The 12,040-nt window shown below is 35.3% G+C and carries 12 protein-coding genes; 6 read left to right on the forward strand and 6 right to left on the reverse strand.

The window, feature by feature from the left end:
- Positions 1-48 precede the first annotated feature (48 nt).
- Genes prfA through Q2U82_RS09185 form a run of 3 tightly spaced genes read left to right on the forward strand, consistent with a single transcriptional unit; the run spans position 49 to position 2,736 of the window.
- Positions 49-1,125, forward strand: a complete 1,077-nt coding sequence (gene prfA / locus Q2U82_RS09175; RefSeq protein ID WP_410004578.1) for a peptide chain release factor 1 — start codon at positions 49-51, stop codon at positions 1,123-1,125.
- A 26-nt stretch (positions 1,126-1,151) separates the two neighbouring features.
- Positions 1,152-1,973, forward strand: coding sequence for an orotidine-5'-phosphate decarboxylase (gene pyrF, locus Q2U82_RS09180; protein ID WP_410004579.1), 822 nt, complete (start codon positions 1,152-1,154; stop codon positions 1,971-1,973).
- On the forward strand, positions 1,960-2,736 hold the full coding sequence (locus Q2U82_RS09185; RefSeq protein ID WP_410004580.1) for an ABC transporter substrate-binding protein: 777 nt from the start codon (positions 1,960-1,962) through the stop codon (positions 2,734-2,736). Before pyrF ends, Q2U82_RS09185 begins: the two co-directional genes overlap by 14 nt.
- A 6-nt stretch (positions 2,737-2,742) precedes the next feature.
- On the opposite strand, the gene Q2U82_RS09190 is transcribed toward Q2U82_RS09185, so the two are convergent.
- From Q2U82_RS09190 to Q2U82_RS09210, 5 genes are all read right to left on the reverse strand, one after another.
- Positions 2,743-2,925, reverse strand: coding sequence for a Lacal_2735 family protein (locus Q2U82_RS09190; RefSeq protein WP_410004581.1), 183 nt, complete (start codon positions 2,923-2,925; stop codon positions 2,743-2,745).
- 124 nt (positions 2,926-3,049) lie between these two features.
- A complete protein-coding gene (locus tag Q2U82_RS09195; RefSeq protein ID WP_410004582.1) occupies positions 3,050-3,763 on the reverse strand; it encodes a DUF4197 domain-containing protein in 714 nt (237 codons plus the stop codon).
- A 77-nt stretch (positions 3,764-3,840) separates the two neighbouring features.
- A complete protein-coding gene (locus Q2U82_RS09200) occupies positions 3,841-4,776 on the reverse strand; it encodes a T9SS type A sorting domain-containing protein (RefSeq protein WP_410004583.1) in 936 nt (311 codons plus the stop codon).
- A gap of 175 nt (positions 4,777-4,951) precedes the next feature.
- Entirely contained in the window at positions 4,952-5,902 is a 951-nt protein-coding gene (locus Q2U82_RS09205; protein ID WP_410004584.1) for a T9SS type A sorting domain-containing protein, read from the reverse strand.
- Positions 5,903-6,001: 99 nt separating this feature from the next.
- Positions 6,002-6,943, reverse strand: coding sequence for a T9SS type A sorting domain-containing protein (locus Q2U82_RS09210; protein ID WP_410004585.1), 942 nt, complete (start codon positions 6,941-6,943; stop codon positions 6,002-6,004).
- Positions 6,944-7,107: 164 nt separating this feature from the next.
- Here Q2U82_RS09210 and Q2U82_RS09215 point away from each other — a divergent pair, with 164 nt between their 5' ends.
- From Q2U82_RS09215 to Q2U82_RS09225, 3 genes are all read left to right on the forward strand, one after another.
- Positions 7,108-10,533, forward strand: coding sequence for a methylmalonyl-CoA mutase family protein (locus Q2U82_RS09215; RefSeq protein WP_410004586.1), 3,426 nt, complete (start codon positions 7,108-7,110; stop codon positions 10,531-10,533).
- A gap of 65 nt (positions 10,534-10,598) precedes the next feature.
- Positions 10,599-11,099, forward strand: coding sequence for an antitoxin Xre/MbcA/ParS toxin-binding domain-containing protein (locus tag Q2U82_RS09220; protein WP_410004587.1), 501 nt, complete (start codon positions 10,599-10,601; stop codon positions 11,097-11,099).
- A gap of 2 nt (positions 11,100-11,101) precedes the next feature.
- A complete protein-coding gene (locus tag Q2U82_RS09225) occupies positions 11,102-11,560 on the forward strand; it encodes an RES family NAD+ phosphorylase (protein WP_410004588.1) in 459 nt (152 codons plus the stop codon).
- A gap of 46 nt (positions 11,561-11,606) precedes the next feature.
- On the opposite strand, the gene Q2U82_RS09230 is transcribed toward Q2U82_RS09225, so the two are convergent.
- Positions 11,607-12,002 carry a hypothetical protein gene (locus tag Q2U82_RS09230; RefSeq protein ID WP_410004589.1) on the reverse strand — a complete coding sequence of 132 codons (396 nt, stop codon included), beginning with the start codon at positions 12,000-12,002 and terminating at the stop codon, positions 11,607-11,609.
- Positions 12,003-12,040 lie beyond the last annotated feature (38 nt).

Consider the following 12,040-nt stretch of genomic DNA (forward strand, 5'->3'; position numbering starts at 1 on the left):
TTTCCATTCGCTTAAAAATTGTAAATTTGCACCCATTATAAAAACTATATGTTAGACAGGCTTCAAATTATAAAACAACGTTTTGACGAGGTGAGCGACCTTATTATTCAACCCGATATTATCAACGACCAAAAGCGGTATATTCAGTTGAATAAAGAATATAAGGATTTACGGGTTTTGATGGACAAACGCGCTGAATTTTTGGAACTTAATGATAATATTACAGAAGCCGAAGAAATATTAGCTGATGGAAGCGATGCCGAAATGGTTGAAATGGCAAAGTTGCAACTTGAGGAAGCAAATACCCGACTGCCTAAGTTGGAAGAAGAAATAAAATTTCTTTTGGTCCCTAAAGATCCCGAAGATGCTAAAAATGCCGTGATGGAAATTAGGGCTGGTACGGGTGGTGATGAGGCGAGTATTTTTGCGGGAGACCTTTTCAGAATGTACACCAAATATTGTGAAGGAAAGGGTTGGAAAACCAACGTAATGGATTTTAATGAGGGCACTAGTGGCGGTTTTAAGGAAGTTCAGTTTGAGATTGAAGGAGAAGATGTTTATGGAACGCTAAAGTTTGAGGCAGGTGTTCACCGTGTGCAACGTGTGCCACAGACTGAAACTCAAGGGCGTGTTCACACAAGTGCTGCAACGGTAATGGTTTTTCCTGAAGCGGAAGAATTTGATATTGAAGTGAACCCTAAAGATGTTCGAGTAGATTTCTTTTGCTCTTCTGGTCCTGGGGGACAATCTGTAAATACAACCTATTCTGCGGTGCGTTTAACTCACGTTCCAACTGGAATTGTGGCGCAGTGTCAAGATCAAAAATCGCAGCATAAAAATAAAGAGAAAGCATTTAAAGTGCTTCGTTCAAGATTGTATGATTTAGAACTTGCAAAAAAACAAGCAGAAGATGCTTTGAAACGCGGTTCAATGGTAACCAGTGGAGATAGAAGCGCAAAAATTAGAACCTACAATTATCCACAAGGACGCGTAACAGATCACAGAATTAACCTTACGCTGTACAATTTGGGTAATATTATGAACGGTGATGTTCAGGAAATAATTGACGAGCTTCAATTGGTTAGCAATACAGAAAAATTAAAGGAAACAGGCGAGACTTTTTAATCACTTAACCTTCTGAGATAAAAATAATGACTACAGAAAATTTAATTTCAGAAATTAGAAAGAAGAAATCCTTCCTATGTGTTGGGCTTGACGTTGACCTTGAAAAAATTCCTGAATTTCTTTTAAAAGAAGAGGATCCTATATTTTCTTTCAATAAAGCGATTATTGATGCTACCCATCAGTTTACGGTTGCCTATAAACCGAATACAGCTTTTTATGAAGCATATGGTTTAAAAGGATGGAAGTCACTTGAAAAAACCATTAAATATTTAAACGAAAACTATCCGGAAATTTTCACCATTGCTGATGCAAAACGTGGTGATATAGGCAATACCTCTTCACGATACGCCAAAGCTTTTTTTGAGGATTTGGGTTTCGACTCGATAACCGTTGCTCCATATATGGGAAAGGATTCTGTTGAACCTTTTCTCGCTTTTAAAAATAAACATACTATTTTACTTGCATTGACTTCTAATGAAGGCGCTTTTGATTTTCAAACTAAAAAAATTGGTGAAGAAGAATTGTATAAGCAAGTTTTAAAAACTTCAAAAGAATGGCATAATAGTGAAAACTTGATGTATGTGGTTGGCGCTACAAAGGCTGAGTATTTTGCAGACATTCGTAAAATTATTCCAAACAGTTTTTTATTGGTTCCGGGCGTAGGGGCTCAGGGAGGAAGCTTACGGGAAGTCTGTAAATACGGATTGGCTGAAAACATTGGGTTGCTAGTAAATTCTTCGCGAGGAATTATTTATGCTTCAAAAAACACTGATTTTGCAAAAGCAGCAGCAAAGGAAGCCAAAAACATGCAACTTGAAATGAAATCCATTCTCAATGGAATTTCTTGATCAATTAAATAGAACACTAAAACTTTCCAAAACTCCTTCGCGAATTGTTTCGCTGGTTCCTTCCCAAACTGAATTGTTGGTAGAAATTGGCTTGCGCAGCAATATTGTTGGCGTTACTAAATTCTGTGTCCATCCCTTAGATTTGCGAGGGGAAAAAACTATTGTAGGCGGAACCAAACAGGTCAATTATAGCAAGATTAAATCACTAAAACCAGATATAATTATTTGCAATAAAGAAGAAAACACTGAAGAAATGGTTCTTCATCTGAAAAGTATTGCTCCAGTTTGGGTTAGTGATATTTCAACAATTCCAGAGAGTATAGAAATGATTGAACGGCTTGGGGAAGTATTTAATGTTTCAGAAAAAGCTTCACGAATAATATCAAAAATTGAAGAAAAATTGGATGATTTTAAAGTTTATATAAAAGGTTTTTCTTCAAAAAAAGTTCTTTATTTAATATGGAAAGAACCTTATATGGCTGTTGGAAAGAAAACTTTCATTGATGCACTTTTGCATTTGAATAATTTTGAAAACATCATTACTGAAGAAAATTCCCGATATCCTGAAGTAACTCTGGAAGTTCTAAAAGAAGCAGAATTGATACTTCTTTCTACAGAACCATATCCATTTAGGCATAGTCACATTTTAGAATTACAAAATATAATTGATGGGGAGATAAAATTGGTAGATGGAGAATATTTTAGTTGGTATGGAAGTAGATTGGTAAAAGCTTTAGATTATTTCAGAACACTTCACCAATAAAAAGTATTACTTATCATTTCGTTGAAGAGAAAGGTATTTTATTTCTTGAAAAAGCTTATCGGCTTGATGGTGAATTTTTTCACTTTTATCAGTATCCTTTAATGCAGTTTCATAAGATCGCTTCATAAGAGAAGTATATCTTTCTTTCAATTTTTCAATTCTGGATTTTTTTCTGAACCAACTTATCATTTCTAACGCTATATTGTTGGAACAAAGATACTTTTGAAAAACAAAAGTTAATATTAAAGCAAGGTTAATGGTTTTATAAATCTATTGTAATTTAGGATACCTATTTTGAAAAACTAAAAATTAATTAGTCCTGTAAAGCAAAAACTTGTTTTAACAATGTTGTAGTTCGCGCTGAAAAATTGTTGCGAATGTCTTTTTCTTCAACACTTATCATTTTATAAACACCTTTGAGTGCTTCATTGGTAACATAATCAGTTAGGTCTGGGTTAACTTTGGTTACAAAAGGCACGGAGTTATATTTTGTAATTATATTACTCCAAATCTGATCGGCGCCTACTTTTGAAAATGAGTTTTTGATAACGGGATTGAACTTTGAATAAAGTGCGTTGTTGGTGCGTTGTTCCAAATAATTTGTGGCTGCATTATCAGGACCTAAAAGAATATTCTTTGCGTCTGTGAAAGTTATGCTTTTTACTGCACTAACAAATATGGGCGTAGCTTCTTTCACGGCATCCTCTGCGGCACGATTGAGCACCTTTAAGCCTTCATCTGCCAAACTGCCTAAACCAATATCACGCAGTGTTTGATCTACTTTCTGCAATTCTTGGGGCAACATAATTTTAACCAATTGATTTTTATAAAAACCATCTTTTTGGGTAAGCTTGGTTACCTGCTTGTCTATCCCAAAATCCAGTGCTTGGCGTAAACCATTTCCAATCATTGTAGGATCCATTCCAATCCCAGTTTGATTGGGGAGCGTATCAACCACTTGTTGTAATTCCGCACAGGAAATAAGAGTAAATATTGAACAGAATAAAAATATTTTTTTGAACCACATAGGTTTGAAATTTTAGTTTTTTCAAATATAAAAAAGGCCTTTCAATATTGAAGGGCCTTTTGGTAAAAAAGATTTTATTATATCTTATTTAAGAATCTTAACTGTTTTGAAGAATCTCCGATAGTTACTTTAACTAAGTAAGATCCCGAAGCAAGATTGGTCATATTAATAGTAGGAGAAATAGTTCCAGGATTTTGGTGAAGAACTACTCTTCCCAAGAAATCATATATAACAACATTGTCAATAACAGTACTAGACTTAATGTTCAATACGTCTTTTACTGGGTTAGGATATACAGAAAATTTATTTATAGTAAAATCTTGCACCCCTATTTGTGGAGAGCCCAGTACCACATCATCAATATACATCTCATTGTTGGCAGTTACTGAGTAAAAATCGAATGCAGCCAATTCTACAAAAACCTGGGAACCGAAAGCGAAAGGCTGATCAAACACGAACTGGATTTCATCGATAAACATATCCCAAACTTGGTTATCAAGATCATAAATGCAGGTAATTCTAAACCATTGATCTTCCGGATATATAAAAGATTGGTCAAAAGCTGAACAGTCCATCTCTCCTGAAACCATACCAAGACCTCCAGATGCACCATCACAGTTAAAGAAAACATGACCACCCATTAAAGCTTGGTTCCAAGGCATTCCATCTGGAGTAAGGGCAGCTTGCATATTGAAATATCCAGACTTTCCTGCTGGTATATAAGTGAAAAAATCCATTGTGTAAACACCGAATGTTGGGGTGGATAGAACCAATAACAATATTTCGTCAAATTCATTTCCTGATATATATAAGCTCTGTGAGCCAGAATTTGCTTCTAAATTTACAACACTTGCGCCGTCGCCATCAATCCCAGAGGAAGATCTCCAATAAGAAGCTTGCGAAGATATTGGACCCAAATTGTAAAATTCAAAATCATCAAATAACTCAAATTGAGCGTAAGATGAAAAGCTTAATACACCTAAAAGAAGTGCTAAAAGGTATTTTTTCCACATAATATTAAATTTTAATTGTTTAATACTGAGTCTTTAAGATACGAAAATATTATTTTGACTAAATATTTTAAATAGAATATTTATTATGCCATAACTTGCTTTTTAGCTTTGTTTTTAAAAATAAAAAAAGGCCCTTCAACTTGAAGGACCTTTTAAAAAAAGATTTTAGAATATCTTATTTAAGAATCTTAACTGTTTTTGAAGAATCTCCAATAGTTACTTTAACTAAATAAGACCCAGAAGCAAGATTACTCATATTGATAGCTGGAGAAATTGTTCCAGGGTTTTCCTGAAGAACTACTTTTCCTAAGATATCATATACAATAACGTTGTCAACAGCATTAATAGATTTGATGTTCAACATATCTTTAACTGGGTTTGGATATACAGAAAATTTGTTATCTGAAAATTCATCCACTCCAACGGTAATATTACCATTGTAAAGAACTACATCATCAATGTACATTTCGTTATGAGCAGTAGCTGAATAGAAATCAAGACCTGCCAATTCAATAAATACTTGTGTGTTAAATGCAAAAGGCTCTGCGAAAAAGAATTGAACATCATCAATGAACATATCCCAAGTTTCGTTGTCTAAGTCATAAACACAATCAACTTTAAACCATTGGTCTTCTGGGTAAGTAAAAGTTTGTGAAAAAATAGTACATTCTTGACCTGCTGGACTTTGATCAATAGCACCAAAACCACCTGAATTACCATCACAGTTAAAGAAAACATTTCCTCCCATTAAAGCTTGTACCCATGGAGATCCTTCTGGAGTTAATGCAGCTTGCATATTAAAATATCCTCCTTTTCCTTGAGGGATATATGCCATAAATTGAATAGTGTAAATTCCGCTAGTTGGAGCAGATGGTACCAAAAGCATTAAGTCTGTAGCTAAATTGCCAGGTATTAATACAGATTGTAACCCAGAGAAAGCTTCGTCATCTACAACGTTTGCCTCATCAGCGCCGCCATCAACACCACCCCAAGTTCTCCATTGTGGAGCTTGTGCGGAAATTGCACCCAAGTTGTATGATTCAAGATCATCAGTTAATTCTACTTGAGCATTTGATGTAAAACTAAATGCACCTAAAAGAAGAGCTAAAACGTAAATTTTTTTCATAATGTAATTTTTATTTGTTTAATATTAAAAGGGTTTTTGTTTGAAATAAAAAGGCTCTTCAATTGAAGAGCCTTTAAATAAAAGCTTTTTAAAAATTCTTTATTTAAGAACCTTAACTGTTTTTGAAGAATCTCCAATAGTTACTTTAACTAAGTAAGATCCAGAAGCAAGGTTGCTCATATTGATAGCTGGAGAAATTGTTCCAGGGTTTTCTTGAAGAACAACTTTTCCTAAAAGATCATATACAGTAACATTGTCTACAGTATTGCTAGATTTAATGTTTAGCATATCTTTAACTGGGTTTGGATATACAGAGAATTTGTCTGCTGAAAATTGATCCACTCCAAGGGTGATATCTCCATTATAAAGTGTAACATCATCAATGTACATTTCATTTAAAGCACTTGCTGAATAGAAATCAAGACCAGCCAATTCAATAAATACTTGTGTTCCAAAAGCAAAAGGATAAGCGAATACGAATTGAACTCCATCTATATACATATCCCAAGCTTGGTTGTCTATGTCATAAACGCAAGTTACTTCAAACCACTGATCTTCTGGATAAGTGAAAGTTTGATCAAAAACTGAACAGTCAATTACGCCAGTAACTCCTCCAATACCTCCAGAGGCACCATCACAGTTAAAGTAAACATTACCACCCATCAAAGCTTGAACCCAAGCACTTCCTTCAGGAGTAAGAGCAGCTTGCATGTTAAAATAACCAGCTTGTCCTGCAGGAATCAAAGCGTTAAATCGAATTGAGTAAACTCCGCTTATAGGTGCAGAAGGTACCAAAAGAATAAGATCTGTAAGTGCGTTGTCTGGTATTAAAACAGACTGTAATCCAGATAAAGACTCGTCATCAACAACGTTTGCGTCGTCAGAACCACCATCAACACCACTCCAAGGTCTCCATTGTGGAGCTTGAGCTGAAATAGGCCCTAAGTTATAAGATTCAAAATCATCAGTTAGCTCAGTTTGAGCGTATGATGAAAAACTAAATGCACCCAAAAGAAGTGCTAGAACGTAAATTTTTTTCATAATGTTAAATTTTTAATTGTTTAATATTGATGCCGCAAGATACAAAAATATTAAATTAATACAATACTTTTTTGAAATATTTATAATATCATTATTGCGCTAAAGTGTTATGTTCGTTACGTTTTAACTAAATTTGCATTTCATAAATCTAAGTAATACAAACTATGCAGCAGATAAATCCTTATAAACCAAAACATAAAGTTCGTATTGTTACGGCGGCATCTCTTTTTGATGGTCATGACGCAGCAATAAATATAATGCGCCGTATTATACAGTCCACGGGGGTTGAGGTGATTCACTTGGGGCACGATCGGAGTGTGGAAGAGGTTGTAAATACCGCCATTCAAGAAGATGCCAATGCAATTGCACTAACATCATATCAAGGAGGCCACAATGAATATTTTAAATATATGTATGATCTTTTGAAAGAAAAAGGTGCTGGCCATATTAAAATATTCGGCGGTGGCGGTGGCGTTATTCTTCCATCAGAAATAAAAGATTTGATGGATTATGGTATTACGCGTATATATACACCAGATGATGGAAGAGAACTTGGACTTCAAGGAATGATAAACAATTTGGTGGAACAATCTGATTTTGCTATAGGTGATGTGTTAAATGGTGAACTTCAGAAGCTTTCAAAGAAAGAAAATGGGGCAATTGCCCGAATTATTTCATCTGCAGAAAATTTTCCAGAAGTTGCAAAGGGAGCACTTGATGAAATTCACATTAAGAATAAAAAGAATACGACCCCGGTTTTGGGAATTACTGGAACGGGTGGCGCCGGAAAGTCTTCTTTAGTGGATGAATTGGTGCGTCGGTTTCTATTGGATTTTCCCAAAAAAACCATTGGGATTGTTTCGGTTGATCCTTCAAAAAGAAAAACGGGAGGAGCTTTGTTGGGTGACCGAATCCGGATGAATGCCATTAATTCGCCGAGAGTTTATATGCGTAGTTTAGCAACGCGCCAAAGCAATCTTGCACTCTCAAAATATGTTTCAGAAGCCATTGAAGTTTTGAAAGCTGCTGAATTTGATTTGATTATTCTTGAAACATCTGGGATAGGACAGAGCGATACTGAAATTTTGGAGCATAGTGATATTTCATTATACGTTATGACGCCAGAATTTGGTGCTGCTACCCAACTTGAAAAAATTGACATGCTTGATTTTGCAGATTTAGTAGCCATAAATAAATTTGATAAGCGAGGAGCTTTAGATGCCTTACGAGATGTAAAAAAACAGTACGTGCGAAACCATCTTCTTTGGGAAACACCGCAGGATGAATTGCCTGTTTACGGAACCATTGCTTCTCAGTTCAACGACCCGGGAATGAATAAGCTTTATAAAGCTGTGATGGAAAAAATTGTTGAAAAGACCAACGCAGACCTTAAAAGCGATTTGCACATTCCTGAAGAAATGGACGAAAAGGTTTTTGTAATTCCACCTTCACGTACACGTTATCTTTCAGAAATTTCGGAAAACAATAGAGCGTATGATAAAAAGGCTTCCGAACAGGCTGAAGTTGCTCAAAGACTGTACGGAATTTTCAAAACGATGGAATCCATTTCTGGAAAAAAACCTGAAATAGATAAAGCTGGAATTGTTTCAGAATCGATTGAGACTTCAGAAAAAAACAAAGCCTTGTTTAAATTATTGCTTGCTGAATTTGATCGTGAAAAGTTAAACTTAGACCCTTATAACTGGGAAGTTATTACAAGTTGGGATAAAAAGGTAAACAATTATAAAAATCCAATTTATAGTTTTAAAGTTAGAGGAAAAGAAATAAATATTGATACCCATACTGAATCACTTTCACACACCCAAATACCAAAAATAGCAATGCCTAAATATCAGGCCTGGGGCGATATATTGAATTGGACGTTGCAAGAGAATGTTCCGGGAGAATTTCCATATACTTCAGGTCTTTACCCTTTCAAAAGAACAGGAGAAGATCCTGCCCGTATGTTTGCTGGTGAGGGTGGTCCAGAGCGAACCAACCGTCGTTTTCATTATGTAAGTATGGGCTTGCCCGCTAAGCGCCTTTCCACTGCTTTTGACAGTGTTACATTATATGGAAACGATCCAGATCTTCGCCCCGATATATATGGGAAAATTGGGAATGCGGGAGTTTCCATTTGTTGTTTGGACGATGCCAAAAAACTTTATTCTGGATTTGATCTGAGTCATCCAATGACTTCGGTAAGTATGACCATAAATGGACCTGCTCCTATGTTGCTTGGTTTCTTTATGAATGCGGCTATTGACCAAAATTGTGAAAAATATATAATCGAAAACGGTCTAGAAGAAGAGGTTGAAAAGAAAATCAGTAAAATTTTTAAGGACAAAGGAGTTGAACGCCCAAAATATCACGGAGAATTTCCCGAAAGCAACAACGGTTTGGGATTGATGCTGCTTGGAGTTACTGGGGATCAAGTTTTGAAGGCTGATGTTTACAACAAAATTAAATACGAAACACTACAGCAGGTTCGCGGCACGGTTCAAGCAGATATTTTGAAAGAAGATCAAGCACAAAATACTTGTATATTTTCAACAGAATTCGCACTGAGATTGATGGGCGATGTGCAGGAATATTTTATTGAGAAAAAAGTTAGGAACTTTTATTCGGTTTCTATTAGCGGCTACCACATAGCTGAGGCTGGAGCGAACCCGATTACACAATTGGCATTTACATTAGCAAACGGCTTCACCTATGTAGAATATTATTTGAGCCGTGGAATGGACATCAACGAATTTGGCCCAAATCTTTCTTTTTTCTTCAGTAATGGCATAGATCCTGAATATGCAGTGATTGGGAGAGTGGCTCGAAAAATTTGGGCAAAGGCATTAAAGGAAAAGTATGGAGCCAATTCAAGGGCCCAAATGTTGAAATATCATATTCAAACTTCTGGGCGTTCTTTACATGCACAGGAAATTGATTTTAATGATATCCGCACTACGCTTCAAGCGCTATATGCAATTTATGACAATTGTAATTCATTGCATACCAATGCCTACGATGAAGCAATTACTACCCCTACTGAAGAAAGCGTACGCCGTGCGATGGCAATTCAATTAATAATAAATAAAGAACTCGGACTCGCCAAAAATGAAAATCCAATTCAAGGTTCGTTTATTATTGAAGAATTGACGGATCTTGTGGAAGAGGCGGTGCTAAAAGAATTTGATAGTATTACGGAACGTGGTGGAGTTTTGGGAGCGATGGAAACTATGTATCAGCGTAGCAAGATACAGGAAGAAAGTCTTTATTATGAAACTTTAAAACACAATGGAGATTTTCCTATTATTGGAGTGAATACCTTTTTAAGCAGTAAAGGTTCGCCCACAGTTCTGCCTGCAGAAGTAATTCGCGCTACTGAAGAAGAAAAGCAGGTTCAGATCCAAACACTTAAAAATCTTCAAAATATGTTTAGTGACAAAGCGATTTCTTCTATTGAAAAAGTAAAAGCTGCTGCAATTCACAATGAGAACATATTTGAAGAACTTATGGAAGCCACTAAAGTTTGCTCATTAGGGCAAATAACTGAGGCTCTTTTTGAGGTAGGTGGACAATATAGAAGAAACATGTAAAAAAGAGTTTAAAAAATTTTTCAAACACGACAAAAATACATATATTTGTGTCAAATGTCGCAATTGTGAAAAAATATAAAAACCATACAGATATAAATTTAGCCAAAGAACCAGAGGTTTTTTATTTAATAGATAATCCTTTTGATAGAATTGTAGGGGTGCTCGGAGGAACAAGTCAAGTTGGTCAAGTGGTGAATAGTGATATAGATCTTATTTCTATAACCCGAAAAGGTTTGCCTAAAAGTGTAGTTTATTCTTTATGTGAAGTTCTAGATATTTCCATGGAAAGGTTAAGCGATCTTATGCATATTTCTCACCGTACTTTACAGCGAAAGGCAGATGATGATTTATTAACTGTTTCAAGCACAGAACAGCTTTTTGAGATTGCTGAAGTGGTTTCAAAGGGTATTGAGGTTTTTGACACTCTTGATAATTTTAGAAATTGGCTTCACTCTACGCCTTATATTTTTAATGGTCAAAAGCCTTTGGATTTTTTAGATACAAGATTTGGCATTCAATATGTTAAAAATATTATTGGGCGCATTGCTCATGGAATTCCTTCTTAGCTGTGCGTATATATAGGATTGCTAAAACACAGTATATTAATGATTTGTCTGGCGAAGGCGCTAGATTATTTGGCGGCAGGTGGAATAAGGTTGGCGATGTTATGTTGTATTTTTCCCAAAATCTTTCCTTAAGCTTACTTGAAATTATTGTGCATGTGGAATATGCAAAGCTTCCTTTGGATTATTCTTTTTTGGAAGTTGAGATTCCTGATTCATCCATTAAAAACATTCAATCAATTGATTTTATAGAGCCTAAATGGAGTACCGAAGCAGCGGTGAACCAATTACAAATGTTGGGTTCCAATTGGCTTAAAAGAAAAGAAAGTTTGGCTATGAGAGTGCCTTCTGCCGTAATGCATCAAGAAAATAATATCCTGATTAACCCTTTACATAAGGACATTGCTAAGCTAAAAATTATTAAAATTGATAAAATGGATTTTGATCCGCGGTTGTTTCGATAATTAGTGGTAAGAATCTTCACCTCTTTCTTATATTCTCATATAAGTACTAAAGTGTTAAACGCCAGGTATGTTGGAGTTTCCTGAATTTTTTAAGCTCTTTGCGAAGCAGCGGTAGGAAATCCTTTCCATTGCTGTTTACTTTTTCTAAGCGTTCACAATTTTTATAAAGCAGATTTGAAAGGCGCATTACTGAAGCAATATATTTGTGTTTGTCTTCAGAAAAAAGTTGATTTTCAGCTTTGAGTATTTGCGGGCCCAATGAAATTGATTGCTGGACTATATCGCCTGTGAAATAAATGTTTGGGTTTTCCTTTCCATTTTTTTGCAGGTATGAAAGATCATGGCTCAAATAATTTGCAATATTTCTGGATAAAGAAAATATTTCTAATGATTTTTTATAAATAGCTGAATGGGGATCATTTCTAAATGAATGGGGCGACATTTTCTTTTTTTTAGCGAATCAAATTTAAGCACAAGCAA

The organism is Aequorivita nionensis (assembly GCF_046352995.1).
Classification (GTDB): domain Bacteria; phylum Bacteroidota; class Bacteroidia; order Flavobacteriales; family Flavobacteriaceae; genus Aequorivita; species Aequorivita nionensis.